At 71.2% G+C, this 15,887-nt stretch carries 14 protein-coding genes and 1 pseudogene; 4 read left to right on the top strand and 11 right to left on the bottom strand.

Translation table 11 applies throughout. From position 1 onward, the window contains the following. Window position 1: 1 nt before the first annotated feature. The 4 genes from ACZ7CD_RS08015 (at window position 2) to ACZ7CD_RS08000 (ending at window position 3,395) form a co-directional block, all read left to right on the top strand. Window positions 2-1,291: a TIGR02679 family protein gene (locus tag ACZ7CD_RS08015; RefSeq protein WP_470378590.1), complete on the top strand. Its 1,290-nt coding sequence runs from the start codon at window positions 2-4 to the stop codon at window positions 1,289-1,291. An 804-nt stretch (window positions 1,292-2,095) separates the two neighbouring features. Continuing rightward, complete coding sequence (locus tag ACZ7CD_RS08010) at window positions 2,096-2,575, top strand: RNA polymerase sigma factor (protein WP_470378589.1); 480 nt, start codon at window positions 2,096-2,098, stop codon at window positions 2,573-2,575. 134 nt (window positions 2,576-2,709) lie between these two features. Further along, on the top strand, window positions 2,710-3,024 hold the full coding sequence (locus ACZ7CD_RS08005; RefSeq protein ID WP_470378724.1) for a WhiB family transcriptional regulator: 315 nt from the start codon (window positions 2,710-2,712) through the stop codon (window positions 3,022-3,024). Next, a complete protein-coding gene (locus tag ACZ7CD_RS08000) occupies window positions 3,024-3,395 on the top strand; it encodes a hypothetical protein (protein ID WP_470378588.1) in 372 nt (123 codons plus the stop codon). Before ACZ7CD_RS08005 ends, ACZ7CD_RS08000 begins: the two co-directional genes overlap by 1 nt. Window positions 3,396-3,896: 501 nt before the next feature. Here ACZ7CD_RS08000 and ACZ7CD_RS07995 read toward each other — a convergent pair. From ACZ7CD_RS07995 to ACZ7CD_RS07945, 11 genes and pseudogenes are all read right to left on the bottom strand, one after another. Beyond that, the gene (locus ACZ7CD_RS07995) at window positions 3,897-4,601 is read right to left on the bottom strand and encodes a cold shock domain-containing protein (protein WP_458434401.1); all 705 of its coding nucleotides are present in this window, start codon (window positions 4,599-4,601) and stop codon (window positions 3,897-3,899) included. 30 nt (window positions 4,602-4,631) lie between these two features. Further along, window positions 4,632-4,835 (bottom strand): annotated as a pseudogene (locus ACZ7CD_RS07990) (cold-shock protein); the annotation flags it as partial. A gap of 94 nt (window positions 4,836-4,929) precedes the next feature. Beyond that, window positions 4,930-7,152 (bottom strand): MMPL family transporter, encoded by a 2,223-nt coding sequence (locus tag ACZ7CD_RS07985; RefSeq protein WP_470378587.1) that lies wholly within the window; start codon window positions 7,150-7,152, stop codon window positions 4,930-4,932. A 178-nt stretch (window positions 7,153-7,330) separates the two neighbouring features. Beyond that, complete coding sequence (locus ACZ7CD_RS07980; protein ID WP_470378586.1) at window positions 7,331-9,601, bottom strand: methyltransferase; 2,271 nt, start codon at window positions 9,599-9,601, stop codon at window positions 7,331-7,333. Next, window positions 9,598-10,488 carry a hypothetical protein gene (locus ACZ7CD_RS07975; RefSeq protein ID WP_360383557.1) on the bottom strand — a complete coding sequence of 297 codons (891 nt, stop codon included), beginning with the start codon at window positions 10,486-10,488 and terminating at the stop codon, window positions 9,598-9,600. Before ACZ7CD_RS07975 ends, ACZ7CD_RS07980 begins: the two co-directional genes overlap by 4 nt. Before the next feature lie 59 nt (window positions 10,489-10,547). Then, a complete protein-coding gene (locus ACZ7CD_RS07970) occupies window positions 10,548-10,769 on the bottom strand; it encodes a hypothetical protein (RefSeq protein ID WP_360383559.1) in 222 nt (73 codons plus the stop codon). Window positions 10,770-10,991: 222 nt separating this feature from the next. Further along, the gene (locus tag ACZ7CD_RS07965; RefSeq protein WP_470378585.1) at window positions 10,992-11,873 is read right to left on the bottom strand and encodes a TauD/TfdA family dioxygenase; all 882 of its coding nucleotides are present in this window, start codon (window positions 11,871-11,873) and stop codon (window positions 10,992-10,994) included. A 7-nt stretch (window positions 11,874-11,880) separates the two neighbouring features. Beyond that, a complete protein-coding gene (locus ACZ7CD_RS07960; protein ID WP_470378584.1) occupies window positions 11,881-13,143 on the bottom strand; it encodes an ATP-binding protein in 1,263 nt (420 codons plus the stop codon). Continuing rightward, on the bottom strand, window positions 13,140-14,258 hold the full coding sequence (aepY, locus tag ACZ7CD_RS07955) for a phosphonopyruvate decarboxylase (RefSeq protein ID WP_470378583.1): 1,119 nt from the start codon (window positions 14,256-14,258) through the stop codon (window positions 13,140-13,142). Before aepY ends, ACZ7CD_RS07960 begins: the two co-directional genes overlap by 4 nt. After that, window positions 14,255-15,109, bottom strand: a complete 855-nt coding sequence (locus tag ACZ7CD_RS07950; RefSeq protein ID WP_470378582.1) for an isocitrate lyase/phosphoenolpyruvate mutase family protein — start codon at window positions 15,107-15,109, stop codon at window positions 14,255-14,257. Before ACZ7CD_RS07950 ends, aepY begins: the two co-directional genes overlap by 4 nt. After that, window positions 15,106-15,801 carry a class I SAM-dependent methyltransferase gene (locus ACZ7CD_RS07945; protein ID WP_470378581.1) on the bottom strand — a complete coding sequence of 232 codons (696 nt, stop codon included), beginning with the start codon at window positions 15,799-15,801 and terminating at the stop codon, window positions 15,106-15,108. Before ACZ7CD_RS07945 ends, ACZ7CD_RS07950 begins: the two co-directional genes overlap by 4 nt. Between the last annotated feature and the right edge of the window lie 86 nt (window positions 15,802-15,887).

Raw genomic sequence — 15,887 nt, 5'->3', positions numbered from 1 at the left:
CGTGGCCGACCGTGTACCCGCGCAGGCCCGCGACTACCTGGCCGGTCTGGGGCCGTTGTGGAGTTCGGTGCGCAAACGCCTGGAGGGCAACGGACTCTCGCCGACCGGCGTCATCGTCGTGGACCTGGACTACCAGGCGGCCGAAACCCTGTCCGGGCTGCTCGGCCGCACCGTGTCGCAAGGGCGGAGCAGGATCCGGTTGGCCGAGTTGGATGCTGTGCTCAGGTCTTCGGTGATCGGCCACGGACTGATCACCGTGGTCGCGGAACTGACCGGCGGCCCGCTCGTGGACCGGAAAGCAGCGAGCAGGGCGCGTGAGGTGTCGAAGGTCGACCTGTGGGCGTTCTGGGAACGCGCCGTGGCCGAATCTGGCCTGGACGCCGCGCCGTGGGTACCCACGTGGCGGGACGGACTGCGACGCACCGGACTGCTCATCAGGGTGGGCGACGAAGCCGAGACGGTGATCCGGCACGCGATGGCGGTGTTGCAGACGCTGGCCAGGAGCGTGCCGCTGGCGGACCGCACGCCGGGCGCCGTAGCGGACGCGGTTCCCGTCGAATCGGCCTTCGAACTCGCCGAACTGGCCGGCGCCGCGTGCGGGGACGCCCACGCACTGGACGCCGGGCAGGTCACCGCCGCCGTGGTCCTGCGCGCACTCGCCGCCGCGATCGGCACGCCCTCCCCCAAGACCGCCGCCGCTCGCCGGGAGCTGTGGAGTGCGGTGGGAGTAAGTCCCGACGCGGTGTCGGGCACCCTGTTGACGTGGGCGGTGCGGCCACCGGGCGACGACTCGTGGTCGGCCATGATGCGCACCCGCGCGGACCTCGGCCTGGTCACCCACGTGACGGCGCAGGAGTGGCGTACCACCGCAGACCGCCCGTGGGCGGTCGCCGGGCAGGAGGTGTTCGTCTGCGAGAACCCCCAGGTCCTCCAAGCGGCAGCACGGGCGGGCACGTCGACGCCGTTGTTGTGCACCTCGGGGAACCCCGCCACCGTGGCACTGCACGCCCTCGACCGGCTCATCGCCGATGGTGTCATCGTGAGGTACCACGGCGATTTCGATGTCGCAGGTGTCCGCATGGCCAAGCGCCTGTTCGACCGGGGTGTGCGGCCCTGGCGCTACTCAGCCGACGACTACCTCAAGGCAGTTGCTTCGGCCTGGCTTCCGCTCGGTGGCGCGGTACCGGACTCACCGTGGAGCCACGGGCTGGCCGAGGCGATGCGCGTGCACGGCGTCGCGGTGCACGAAGAGGCAGTCTTGACACTGCTGCTCGACGACTTGAACCGATGACACCCCCTTCTATTAACCGAAAGCAAGAATAGGTTATTTTCCCTCTTGTGACGGCGCCCCAACCATCGTCTTCTACCAGGATTACTTCAACCGCGAATGCAAGAGTCTGCCCAGGTAACGGGTATCTGACGCTGGGGACGGATCAATGTCGGCACCTTGAGGATTTTCCACAAAGTAGAGACAGCGATCGAAGTATCCGGAAACGCTGGTTCGCCGCGAAGGCCTCGATACTCCACGATGGATTGTCGGTTTCCAGAAACAGAACGAGACGGCGAATTGAAGCGACAGCGCACGGACATCTGGGCGCCTGGTTCAGGCTTGCACGGGCATCGCGGCGCGTCATTAAGTCAACTTACGCCAAGGAGTTCGCGAAGTGGACCGCACCCACTCGACCCTGACAAGGGTGTGCCGGCTGTGACTCGCCGGCGCGGACGTGGCCCCGCTGGCAAACCGGACCGACCGGACGCTGGCAGCCATCAAGCGCGATCCTCAGCGGCAGACTGCGTCCAGGGCAGCGGCTGGTGGAGATGGACATCGCCGAGTTGCTACGCGTGTCGAAGACCCTGTGCACGAGTCGATGAGGTCGCTGGTCGGCTCCGGCCTGGTGATGCTCAGCTAGCCGAGACGCCAGTTCGTCCGATCGGGTGATGTCCGGGCTACGGGTGGACGTTCAACCGGTCCCGTACGGCATACCTGGTGTCGAGGTGAACTGGGTCGAGCGAGGTGGTTGTGACCAGTGCGAGCACGTGTCCGCGCACGATGTGCGCGTGCCCCCGGGACGTTCGGGAGTGTCTCGCCCCCGGCGTGCTGGACGGCGACTTCGTGCTGTTCCACGACCGGCACCGGGTGAACTTCCTGAAGTACCTGGAGCTGCGTGGCGTCCCGCCGCACGACGCCGAGGACATCACCAGTGACACCTTCATGGCGTTGTACCGGCGCCGGGAGGCGTTGCGACGCGCCGAGTCGCCGGAAGCATTCGCGTTCAAGATGTTGCGCGACGCGCTCGTCGACTTCTGGCGGCGTCAAGGTCGACGCCGCGAGCACGCCTCTGTCCTCGTCGACGAGGAGCACGCGCCGGACGAAGTGGCCGAGTTGGAGACATGGCTGGACCTTGAACGGTTCCTGGCCTGCCTGCCGCCCAGGCAAGCCGAATGCCTGGCGCTGTATGTCTTGCTCGACCAGGACGCCGCAGAGATCGGGCGATACCTGGGGATCAACGCGTCGACGGTCCGTTCACACATCTCCGACGCTCGGCGACGATTCGAAGAGGGTGGGGTGCGATGAACTTCGACGACATGACCCGACGTGTCGCGGCCGGCCTGGACGCGCGGTACGCCGACTACGACCTGGGCGCGGCGCGCGCGCGGCTGGAGGACGGTGTCCTGCGAGAAGCGGTCCAGCCGTCGGTTTTCGGACCGGTGGACACGTCGGGCGGTGACTGGCGTGAGCAGGCCGCCTGCCGTGACGAGCTGCCGAAGCAGCCGTACCTCCGCAACGTCCACAACGCCCACGGCGCGGAGCAACGCAAGGCGAAGCTGCTCTGCCTGACGTGTCCAGCGCGGACGGACTGCCTAGTCGAGGCGCTGGACAACCGCATCGAGTCCGGCGTCTGGGGTGGCATGACCGAGCGAGAACGCCGCGCACTGCTGCGCCGCAGGCCCGACGTCGTGTCATGGCGCGAACTGCTGGAGCCGGATCGGGCATGGGAGTACTACGTAGTGGAGATCAGCTGATGGCGGCGTCCAGGGACACCTCACCGCACGGCCTGATCGGCTACGTCGTCTCCGACGACGGGCGCACCCGCAACGCCGTGGTATTACTGCGCTGGGCGCTGGGCGGAGCCATGCTGATGGCCATTGTCGTGGCGGCGGGCTTCGTGGTGCTCGCGACCCACGCGCCCAACGCAGCGTGGGTCTGCGGAGGCGCATCCGCGGTCGCCGCCGGAGGAGCAGCCGTACGGGCCCGCCGTCGTCGTTGGCCCTGGGGCCCGGCTGAGCACCGTGTCGACAGTGACGCCGAACGCGATCACCATCGACAGCAAAGTGTCTGCGAGTTTGTGCCTGCCGAAAGGGCGAGCTCGCAAAAGTACTCGGGCGACGGGTGAGCGGTATATTCGGTGCTCGATGTAGTGGCGCCTGCCTAAAGCACGTGTCGTAGGTGGTCCGATTCACATCAGCGTGCGATCCAACAGTTCAGCGCAAAGTGTCTTCCCGAAATCTTCGGTAGTGAGTTCATGCGGAGCATCCCAGAGACCAGCCGAAACCGTAGCGATCCAGGGGCGTCAAGGATTTCATCAATCAAGGTGGGCGCGGCAGAACGACCTGGCGCGTCACTGGACAGGTTCAGCGGCGAGGCAGAACCGACTCCCAATGGACCCCTGTCCTCACGCTTGGCCGGAACAATCCGCTTGCTGTCGCGGCCGCGCAGCAGGAAGCGCAGTGAGTCCCTGCGCTTTCCGATGTCGATGGCGAGGTTCCGGCTTGGTGCACGCTCCAGTTGAGTATCGGATGGGTGGTGATGCCGGTGATGTGCAGGCGTCTGGTGCCGTGTTCAAGGAACGCCAACGCGTATAGGCGCGTGCCGCGTGCGGTGTCGATTCGGGCGGTCAGGCGCGTTCGACGGCGTCCGCCTGCGGGCCCCGGTCGCTCTGCCGGATGCGGAAGCGCACCCGCTCGCCGGCCACCAGGGGCTCGCCGGAGACCACCGAGACGTGCACGAACAGGTCGGGGCCGCCCGCGTCGGGGGTGATGAAGCCGAAGCCGCGGTCGCCGTCGTAGCGGGCCACCGTGCCGTCGCCGGCGCGGGCTGCGGGCCGGGCGGCCGGACGGGCCTGGCTGGGGGTCGCGGCGGTGTCCACCGGCTCGCCTGCGGCCACGAACCGCACCTCGCGCGCCTGACGACCCTGGTCCACGGTGACCGTGGTGAACGAGACCCGGTCGCCCTCCACCGGCAGGTACCGGTCGTCGACCAAGGCGCGCTCGTGCAGGAAGACGTCGCCCGCCCCGTCGTCGGCGGCCACGAAGCCGAACGACTTCTCCTCGTCGAACCACAGCACGGAGCCGTCGGCGCCGTCGCCGGGGGCGACCAGAGGGGCGCGGTGGACGCCGGCGTCGAAGCTCAGCGGCACCACGTGCTGGGCCTGCGGACCCTTCTCCCCCGCCGTGACGACGAAGGCCACCCGCTGCCCGGCCGCGAGGACGCCCCCGGTGACAATGGCGGAGGAGTGCACGAACACCTCCGCGCCCCCGCCGTCCGGCGCGGCGAACCCGTAGCCCTTGGCCGGCTCGTACCAGGAGACGGTGGCGAGCACGCCCAGGGTCGCGTCGGGCGAGGCGTCCCCGGTGACGGCGACGTGCAGCGCCTGCGGACCGCGAGGTCCCTCACCGGTCTCGAACTCCACGGTCTGGCCCTCGCGCAGCGCCCGTGCCGCACCCTCGCCCTGCACCTGCGAGACGTGCACGAAGATGTCGGGGCCGCCGTCATCGGGGGCGAGGAAGCCGAAGCCGCGCTCGAGGTCGTACCAGCGGACGGTTCCCTGCTGCACTGTGCACTCCTGGTCTAGCGGGTGGTTGAGGGTCCAGTGTCCCAGGCGCATGAGATCCCGGTTGACCCACCAGCGGTGTTGGAGTGTGCGCGCACTACCGGGCGGCTTCAGGTAGAGGGTGACGTGTGGGAGCCACACGGGTGGACGTGTCCGGTGTTTCGCGGAGGCCCACGCGTCGGTGCAGGTGACGCATCGGTGCGGGAGCCCACCACGCGTGGCGTCCGAGCAGCCGCATGCCGACCGGCATCAGGACGCCGCGGATGAGGGTGGCGTCCAGCAGGACGGCCAGTCCTGCTCCGATGCCGAACATCTGGACGAAGCTCACTCCGCTGAGGGCGAACGCGAAGAGACTGACCGCGATCAGTGCCGCGGCGGTGGAGACGAGCCGGCCGGTGCGGGACATTCCGGTGATCACCGCCGAGTGGTGGTCGGCGCCCTGGTCGTGGGCCTCCTTGATGCGGCTCACCACGAACAGCTCGTAGTCCATCGACAGTCCGAGGATGATGGTGACCATCAGCACCAGCATGCAGATGTTGAGCGGTGACGGGGTGAAGCCGAGGACCGGTGCCAGCCACCCCTCCTGGAAGACCAGCACCAGCACACCGAGGGTGGCCGACAGGCCGAGCACGTTGAACGCCACCGCCCGCAGCGGTTGCAGGAGGCTGCCGGTGAACAGGAACAGCAGGGCGAACGTGGTGATCGCGATCAACGCGAGCGCCAGTGGCAGCCGGCTTCCGATGGCGTCCTGACTGTCCGCCAGGAGCGCTGCCTCGCCGCCGACCGCGACCGAGGTGCCGGGCGGTGCCGGCAGCGCGCGGATCGCGCTGATCAGCTCGCGCGCCCGCGCCGAGCTGGGTTCGAGTTGGGCTGCGACGAGGAGGCGCTGGCTGTCGGCCCGGACGAGCGTGGCTCCGGCGGGGACCGGTCCGCTGTCGTGACCGCGGACGAACGCTCCCGCGCTGGAGGTCACCTGCGCCACGCCGGGGAGCTCGGAGATCCGGCGTGCGTGGCCGGCCACCGCGGCCGGTGTGGCAGTGCCCTGCACGACGACCTGGATCGCCCTGCCGTCCTCGGTGCGGAAGTGCCCGCGCACCACCTCGCCCACGACCCGGCTGTGTGCGGAGCTCGGGAGCACCCGGTCGTCGGGCATGCCGATCTCGGCCCGCGCGAGCGGCATGGCTGCCAGCAGCAGCAGGACGATCACCGGCACCCCGGTGAGCAGCGGCCGCCGCATGGCCGTGTCGGCGAGCCTTCCCCACAGGGCCGACCCGGAGCCGAGGGGGTAGCGGTGCGCCCACGGCAGGCGGCCGGCGTTGACCTTCGGTCCGAGCACGGTCAGCACCGCGGGCAGCACGAGCACCGCGCTGATCATGGACGCGGTGACCACGCCGATCCCGGCATAGGCGAACGAACGCAGGAAGTACATGGGGAACAACAGCAGCACGGAGAGCACGACGGCCACCGTGACGGCGCTGAACACGATCGTCCGGCCGGCGGTCTGCACGGTGCGGATCACCGCGGCGGAGGGGTCGAGCCCGGCGGCCAGCTCCTCGCGGAACCGGCTCGTCATCAACAGCGCGTAGTCCACGGCCAGCCCGAGGCCCAGCCCGACGGCCATGTTGACCGAGTAGATCGACACGTCGGTCACCGACCCGATGACCGACAACCCGGCGATGGTGCACACGATCGCGGCACCACCCATGAGCAACGGCAGCGTCGCGGCCACGACCGTGCGGAAGGCGAGCACGAGCAGGAGCAGGATCACCGGAACGGCGATCAGCTCGGCCAGCAGCAGATCGGCGGCCAACTGCTGGTCGGCGTCCAGCTCGGCCGCCGCCGAGCCGCCGATGTGGACGGTGATCGGGCCCCGGTCGCCGGCATAGCGCTCACGCAGCCGCTCGACGGTGTTCTGGTTGTCCGCGAAGTCACCGGAGAACTGGCCGAGGGCGAGCGCGTGCCGGCCGTCGTCCGAACGCAGCTGCGGCGTCGCGGTGGCGAAGTAGGAGGTCACGTCGGACAGCACCGGGTCGGTCTTCAGGCGCGCGGTCAGCTCGCCGCCGGCTTGCCTGACCGCCGCGTCGTCGACCGTGCCGGTGCGGGCGGTGATCAGGACCAGGGCGTTGACGTGCCCGCCGAACCGCTCCTCGATGAGGGTCTGCGCCCGCCAGGACTCCGAATCCGGATCACCGAAACCGGAGGTCGTCAACGCACCGGAGGCGGTGAGACCGAGTGCCCCGGCACAGATCACCACCGACACACCTGCCACGAGGACGGCGCGTGCGTGCCTGGTGACGAACCGGCCGATACCTCTGAACACGCAAGGACTCCCTCTGCGTCGGATGCCGGTGGACCGCTTGGCTGTCGCATCGGGAAGCTATTGCCACCGGGTTCCGCGCGCTCTTCGTGCCGCCCGATCGAGCGTCCCTCCAGAGGGTGCGAACGCAGAAGATCAACCGAGAGCGTGACCGTGTCACGGTCGGCGTGGACTGTGGTGCTCAGACGAACCACGTGCCGCCGCGGCCGGCCGGTGACACATCGGCCAGGGCGACCTCGCCCGAACCGGTCGACACCTGGAGGAAGTAGGCGCTCAGATGAGTCGCGCGCTGGCTCTCGACCAGCCGGGCGTAGGACTCGCGGACCCGGTCCGGCTGGGTGTGCGTGGCGGCGGCGACCGCCGCGATGAGCCGTTCGCAGGTGTCCGTGCCGGTGGTCAGCGGCGAGTGGGAGACCACCGTGCAGCGGATGTCCAGGTCGTGCTCGCGTGCTGCCGCGGACAGCCAGTCACCGAAGCGCCCCGGTCCGCCGTCGGTCAGCGTCATCCCGACCAGGTGCGCCCGGCCGCGACCGGTCAGGGCGTCCGGGAGGCCGGCGAGCACCCGTGAGGTCACCAGCAGGCCGTCCTCACCGCCGTGGCCGACACGGGGCGCCGGCAGGTCCGCCACCGGGTAGGGCAGGGTCGGCGGGTTGGCGACCACCAGGTCGAAGCGCCGCCCGGCGACGGGCTGGTACAGGTCGCCGGAGAGGACTTCGACGCGGTCGGTCAGCCCGTTCAGCGCGGCGTTGAGCCGGGTCACGCGGGCGACTCGGGGGTCGAGCTCCACCGCGGTCACCTGCGGTGCGAAGCGGGCGCAGTGCAGCGCGTGCAGCCCAGGGCCGGCGCAGAGGTCGAGGCACGCTCGGGTTCCCTGCGGCGTCAGCCGGCTCAGCAGTGCCAGGGAGTCGTCACCGAGGTAGCACAGCGGGTCCGGCTGCGGACGGTGGCAGATCAACCAGCTGCCGGCGACGAGCAGGACGGCGAGGCCGTCGGTGTCGACGCACCCGTCCTGCCGCTCGACGAGCACTCCCGCTGCCGTCAAGCCCGCCACCGACGCGGCGAGGTCCGGCGGCAGCGCGTCCGGGTGCACAGCGCGGCCCAGCAGCAACAGGTCCACGACGGCACGCAGACCCGGTGCCGCGTGGTCGCGTGCGGCCCGCCATGCCCGCGGGTCGAGGACGGACGGGGTGAAGCAGGTCAGGAACTCGCCGTACCCGGTTCCGGTGAGCACCTCGCTCAACCGCTCCACCGCTGCGATGGCGGTGTCCTCCGACGGGGAGGTGCCGGCCTGGGCCGGCGTGCGCAGGACGAGGCCGCGGTCGGTGATCCGCTGGACCAGGCTCTCGACGTTCGGCGCCGCCTCGCCGTCCCGCTGTCCGACGGCCGCCTGTGCGGCGGCGGCCGTGGTCCTGCCGTCGCACAGCAGCAGGTGCGCGAACTCCTGTTCCGACAGGTGCAGCGAGGCCGCGAACTCGTTGAGCCGGGCGACGGCGATCCCCCGGTCGGAGAAGAAGAAGTCGACGTCGAACTCCAGGGCGGGCAGCACCGCACCGGTGGCGCGGTCGTCGTCGCGCACCGGGACCAGCGGCACCCTCGCGGGTGCGGGGCGTCCGATGAGGTGGTGCTCCGCCCAGGCGAACACCGCCCGCGCGAAGGCGACGCAGCGGGTGGCGTGGGCCGCGGCCGACCGGGGCTCGGGTCTGGCCGGCGCCCGGTGGAGGTCCCAGAAGAGGCGGTCGGCGGGCAGACCGGTGCTGCGCGTCCACAGAGGACGGTCCCAGTCGCCGGGCAGCCGGGCCAGCAGCCGGGTGCGCCACTTGGGGTTCGGGTTGGTGAGGTGGTGGGCCGCGAGCAGGCCGTCGACGGCGTGACCGAGGAGGTCTTGCGCTGCCAGCACGCACGTGGCGTCGTCACCCTGGCCGCGGTAGCCGACCAGGTCGACCTGGACGGTGCGCGCGAGGTGGCGCGCGACCTGGAGTTTCAGCCTCGCCACCGAGGCGCGGTCCGGCCGCCAGGACCACGGCGCCGGACCGGGGCCGGGCGGGCGGACCACGAGCCCTTCGAGCAGGCGGTGCAGCAGCAGCCGCTCGCCGTCGTCGAACGGGGCCAGCTCGACCAGGTTCCACGGCAGGCACGCCCAGTCGCGCAGGCGGTGGATCAACGACTCGACTCCGGCCCGGTGGAGGATCCGCAGGTCGACCATGCTGTGCCCGACGGCCCAGCACAGCTCGTCCTCCGCGCGGTCGGTGTCACCTTCGCCGGGGACGAGGATCAGGTCGAGGTCGGACTTGTCGTTGCCCAGCCCTTCCACCAGGGAGCCGACGGCGAGGACCAGGTCGCCGGGGCGCAGGCCGACGACGTCGTCGATGCCGGCCAGCAGGGCCGCCTGGTCGGTGCCGCACCGGGCCAGGCACGCCGTGAGCGCCGGTGACGTCTCCGTGGCGCTGCTCACGACCGGCCGATCCCGATCTGGTGCAGGACGGGTTCCGGGTCGCCCGCTCTCGCGCGGCAGGTCGGCCGGCGGGCGCAGCACGCGACCGAGCAGTCGAACACGTTCCCGCCCAGCTCCTCGGTGGTGATGGTGTTGAAGTCGTGCAGCCGCTTGCGGAACAGCGCCGCGAACCGGCCGGGGTCGGCGTTCCGGCCGATCTCCTCGACGAGCACGGCGGTGTAGGCGATGTGGCTGAGCTCGTCGGTCAGCAGCGCGTCGTGCAGCCTGGTGATCTTGTCCTGGTTCTCTGGCGGGCAGTGGACCGCCAGGACCGGGCGCTGCATGGCGTGGTGGACCGTCGTGCGGATCTCGGCGATGTTCATCTGGAGGAAGTCGTCGATCGTGGGCACCCTGGCGTACGGGGACCCCGGGACCGGGAACAGCTCCCGCCGCATGGTGAACCCCGGTGACAGCTGCCGGAGCTCGGCGCGGAACTCCGGCGACACCGCCCCGGGGAAGGTCAGGTCGAGCAGCGACAGGTAGATCAGGGAGTGCCTGGACTCGTCGCAGGCGTGGCGCTTGAGCAGGCGCTGGTGGCGCGGGTCGACCGCGCAGGCCGCGAGCGACCACAGCCGCCGGGAGCCGTCGCCCTCGCGCTCCGCGTTGGTGATCAGGGAGATGCCCATCCACCTCGGTTCGACCGACAGGCTGCGGTAGATGAGGCCGTACTCCGCTGTGCCGAACGGTGGCGGTTCGTCCCGCAGGGCTTGGTCCAGCGCCTCGAAGTAGCGCGGGCACCCGGCGTCCGGGTAGTGGGTTCGAACCGCCACCTCGGCGATGGACCGGATGAGGTCCGTGGAGGGTTCACGCCCGAGCAGAGTGTGCGCGAGAACAACGTCCTGGGACATCCGAACCTCACATCCTCGCGATCGGTGCTGGGGCCACGTTCGGCCAGACGGTGTGGCGGTCAGACGGCCTGGGGCTCGGCGTCGAACGGTGAGTTCATCGCGACGAACGCCATGTCGGCGTCCGGGTACTTCTCACGGATCTGGTCGAGCGTCGACTGGTCGAGCTGGAGCTCACCGTTCTTGATCCGACCGGTCAGGACCAAACCGGTGCGGTTCTCCTGAATGGTGCTCGCCGCGCTCGCGAGTTGTTCCACATCGGCCGCGCGTTCCTGGTTAGCCATCGGGATCGCCTTTCATCAACAGAACGTCGAAATGTTAATTGCCCGGTTTCCCGAGCGTACTGCGGCCAATCCGGGCCGACAAGGGCACGTGGCCCATTATTCGCAGCCGGGCGTTTTTACATCCGATTCGGTGATTTCGAAGTACTATTTCGGCGGATGGCACCCGAGTGGTGGGGAGTGGCGTTACCGCCGGTGATGTCGCCGGCACCACCCGGGGGTAACTCACAGAGGTGGTTGCAGGACAGCCGGCCGGACCCCGATCCACGTCCGCAACATCAGCCGGCCCGCACCCGCGCCGGGCCGGTCCTGGAACGCGGTCCTGCCGTGCACGACCGCCCTGTTGTTGACGACGACCACCTGGCCGGGTTCCAGGCGGTGGCAGGTGCGCAGGTCCGGGCGGGACAGCAGCGCGTCCAACCGGTTCATGGCCCGCGTCTGGGGCGCGGACAGCGGGGGGACTCCCGGTCGGCGGTGCGCGCTTTCGATGTACTCGCGCAGGTAGGCGATCCGCGCTTCCCCGCGGTCGAGCTCCAGGACGGGGCGCGGCACGGTGACCGGGTGGCCGGGGCGGTCGTCCCGCGTGTCGAAGTGCACCGGTTGCCGCAACGCGGCCACCGACTCCGGCTCCGACGCGAGCAGTTCGCGGACCAGGTCGGCCACGTGCACCAGGACCAGGGCCCCGCCTGCCGCCGCCTGCCGGACGCAGTGCAGCGCGAAGTAGGCGGGCACCTCGCCGGGCCGGTGGATGCCGTCGGTGTGCAGGTGCCCGCCCTGCCGGGTGTCGGAGTACCGGACGGTGGGTCCGCTCTCCAGCCGGACGCCCCGGTCGCGCACCTCGCGGACCACCTCGCCGTCGAAGGTCTGGGGCAGTGGCCTGCCCAGCGCCACCGACAGCGCGAGCAGGAAGCGGCGTGCCGCGGACTCGTCGAGGTGACCGAGGCCGGACAGCAGGAAGTAGCCGGGCCCGGTCACCAGGTGCCGTTCCTCGCAGTCGCGCGCCGCCCTCGCCAAGGCGGCGCGGGAGGAGGGGTCGTCTCCGACCACCCCGTCCACCAGCCGCTGGTCGAGGTGGTGGATCGGGGTGGTTTGTTCGCTGTCGTCCATGTCGTCGTCACACCTCCGTGAGCGCTCGGGATCGCCGGAGGCACCACTGCGCGATGTCCGCGCCGTGGTGCCGGACACCGGCGAGGTGCAGATCGCCGACTGCGCGCGCCACGCGGTCGTACGCCTGGGCGCGGCTGGTGCCGGTGGCCAGCACCTGCGCCGCGATGGTGTCGAGCACGACCGGCTGCCCCACGTCGAGCGTGCAGTCGACGACCACCCCCGGCCGCTCGGCGGGCAGGCTCACCCGCCTGAGCACCCGGTTTGCGGGCGTCCCTGGGCGGAGGAACAGGTGGCCTTGCACGGCGTGCGTGCCGGCGGGCGGGTCGACGGGGAACGACCGCGCCCCGGCGGCCAGCCCGAGCTGCAGGGCGATCACGTCGGTCCCGGTCACCGCTTCGGCGATCCGGTAGGCGCCGGTGAGGCGCGGGTTGACCTCCTGGAACGTGTAGCCGCCCGCGTGGACGAGGAACTCGACCGTCACCACGTTGAACAGGCCGAACGCGCGCGCCACCCGCTGGGCGTCGGCTCGCATCGCCGCCAGGAGCACCTCGGGCACGCCGTGGACGGGCGCGGCCTCCAGCAGCTTGCGGTTGCCCGCCACCAGCAGCGATTCCCGCTCGCACAGGTGTGCGGCGTTGCCCTGGTCGTCGACCGCCACCACCACTCCGACCACGCGCGCGGGTTCCACGTACCGCTCGGCGTACCAGTCCGGGTGGTCGGCCAGCGCGGCGGACAGTTCCGCCGGACACCGGACCACGCGGACCCCCTCACCCTGCCGGCAGCGCGACCGCTTGAGCACGACGGGCAGGCCGTGGCGGGCGACGAGCGCGCGGATCATCCGCCTGCCGACGGCGTGGGGCAGCACGGGCACGCCGGCGCGCTCGGCCGTCTCGACCGCCCAGGCCGTGTCACCGGCCACCGCGAGCGCCGCCTCCGGTGAGCCGACGAACCGGATGCCCCGCTCCGCGAGCCCGCGGGCCAGTGCCGGGTCCTCCGCGACGGCTCCCCAGCCGGGGTGCACGGCGTCCACCCCGGCCGCGACCGCCGCGCGGACGACGCAGTCGGCGCAGTCGTAACCGCCGCAGCCGGCACCGGCGCGGGTGGTGGCGGCGCAGCCGGCTGCGTCGAGCACCACGTGACCGGCGAGGACGTGCCGCCGCTGCGGGTCCGACGGCGTCACGACGGTCACCGGGGCGATGCCGAGGGCGCGGCACACCGCGGCCGCGCGCACCGCCGGTGCTCCACGCGCGGCGACCAGCACCGATCTCACCGGTCCACCCCGAGCCCGCTGGTGGCACACGCGGCGAACCGGAACCTCTCCCGGATGCCGCGGTTGTCGAGGACGGACGTGACGCGTGGCGGGGTCACCCCGGCGCCGGCCGCGATCCGCACCGCGACCAGGTGCGGGCCCGGTGCGCCCGCGACGCGCTCCAGGCAGGCGTGCACCTGCTCGACGGTCCGGCAGACCGCGGCGGTGCGGTAGCCGACGGAGAGCGCGAGGCGGTCCCAGGCGACCGGGTGGGCGCGGGTCCGCTGTCCACCCGTGGAGTCGTAGGCACCGTTGTCCAGCACCAGGTGGGTCAGGTTGGGCGGCTTCCTGTCACCCACCAGCGCCAGGCCACCGAGGTGCATCAACGCGGAGCCGTCGCCGTCCACCACGACGACCCGCCGATCGGGCCGGGCGACCGCCGTGCCCAGGCCCAGGCCGATCGCGTGGCCCATGCTGCCCTGCACGTAGAAGTTGCCGGGGCGGTCGTCCAGCCCGAACAGCTCGCGGCTGATCATGCCGGTGGTGCTGTAGACCAGCGCGTCACCCAGGTGCGCGCAGATCGCGGCGACCGCGTCCGCGCGACGCATCACCGCGTCCGCGGCCGTGTCCGGGAGGGGGCACGAGGCCAGCGTCGCCTTCGGCACGAGCAGGGCGAAGCAGCGGTCGTGCCGGTACTCCCGCTTCGCCCGGTCGAGCGCGGCGTCGAGGGAGTCCACCGACGGTCCGAGCACCGCGTGCGCGACCCCCACGGCGTCCAGCAGCGCGGCCGTGGCGCGACCCATGACCTCGTGGTGCGGCTCGTCGTCGCGTGCGTCCGGCCACCCGCGCAGGCTCATCACGACCAGCAGCGGGATGTCGTAGGACATCAGCAGGGAGGTCAGCGGGTCGAGCAGGTTGCCCAGCCCGGAGTTCTGCACCAGCAGTGCGGCGCGGCGGCCGGCGAGCTGCGCGCCGGCCGCCATCGCCATCGCCACCCCCTCGTTGGGCGCGGGGACGTAGGCGCCGCGGCGTTCCAGGACGGTGAACGCGCCCTGCAGGTAGGAGCAGGGAACACCGGTGAAGAAGTCGAACCCGCGCGTCTCCAGCGCGCTGCAGAACACCTCCGCCTCGATCACGCTCCCCACTCCTCCCACTCGGCGGTCCTGGTCAGGGCGAAGACCTCCTTCACCGGCGCGATCGAGTCCTCGGCGGTGGCCGCGTCGCCACGCAGGTGGATCTCGCTCAGCACCGTGCGCACGGCCAGCACGGAGGCCCGCAGGGCCTGGTTGGCGTAGATGACCAGCGAGACCCCGGCGTCCTGCGCCTCGGCCAGGCTCCACCGGTAGTAGGTCGTCGGCACCACGACCACCGGCGCGCGGCGGCGCCACCGGTGGAGGAACTCGACGATCTCGTCGGGTTCGCGCCGCTTCGAGTGGACCAGCACGGCGTCCGCGCCGGCGTCGACGTAGTGGTGCGCCCTGCGCACCGCCTCGTCCATGCCCGCGCCGGCGATCAGGGCCTCGCAGCGGGCCACCACGGTGAAGTCCTGGTCACGCCTGCTGCGCACGGCCGCCTCGACGCGCTGGGCGAACGCGTCCGGGTCCTCCAGGACCTGTCCTCCGTCGAGATAGCTGTTGCGCTTGGGGAACACCTTGTCCTCGACGCAGATCCCGGCGATGCCCGCCGCCTCGCACAGCCGCACCACGCGGACGAGGTTGATCGCGGTGCCGAACCCGGTGTCGCAGTCGACCAGCGAGGGCAGGACCGTCGCACCGTCGATGAGCGCGGCGGCGTCGAGGCACTCGGTCATCGTCAGCAGGCCGAGGTCGGGCAGCGCACGGGTGGCCGACAGCTCGAAGCTGGACACCCACACGCCGTCGAAGCCCGCCTCCTCGACCATCCGCGCGGTGAGCGGGTCCCTCGCCCCGACGATGCGCGAGACAACCGGTCGCGTCAGCAGTTCGCGCAGCTCAGCGGCCTTGGTCATGCGTGCCGCCCCCCGACGTGCCCGGGGCCGCGGTGCCGCGGCGTCGCGCGCTCCACCTCGAACAGGCAGTGCCAGTGGTACGAGCCGGGCGTCCCGTGCTCGGCGTCGAAGGCGTCGAGCAGTCTGAACCCCCGGTGCAGCCGCACCAGGTCGGCCTCGTCGGCGTAGAGGTGCGGATGGACCTTGTCGTCGGTCGCACGGGGCTGGACGAACGTGTTCGGCGCGACCTCGACGCCCCGGCCGTACTGCGCGTTGCGCTTGGACAGCATCGTGGCCTGGTAGAGGCCACCGGGGCGGAGGACGCGGCGCACCTCCCCCAGCACCCGCGCCAGAACGTCCTCGTCGGCGTGGTAGACCACGTTGAAGGCCAGCACGAAGTCGAAGGCGCCGGCCGGACAGGGCAGGGACGTGATGTCGGCGACGTCCGCCGTCAGAAGCATTCGCCGGTCGGCCGCCTCACCGCGGACGAACTCCACCGCGGCGGCACTGCGGTCGATCGCGTGGACGGTGAAGCCCTCCTCCGCCAGCAGGAACGTGTGCCGTCCGATGCCGCAGCCGAGGTCCAGCACGTCGCGCACGCCGCGCTCGCGCAAGCGGTGGACGGTGTCCGTCACCCAGGGGTGCGGCGCGACCCAGCCGCTGCGGCCCTGCCGGGTGCGCCACATCCGGTCCCAGTAGAGGTGCGCGGTCATCTCGCCGCCCCACCGGGTTCTCGACCGGAGATTGCGACATCCGATCGAACAACGCGCGTTCGGGGCACGAGATCACCTACCTGACC

The organism is Lentzea sp. NPDC036949, assembly GCF_055608075.1.
Note: the sequence above shows the minus strand (reverse complement) of the source record. Positions and strands in the feature narration are given on the sequence as shown.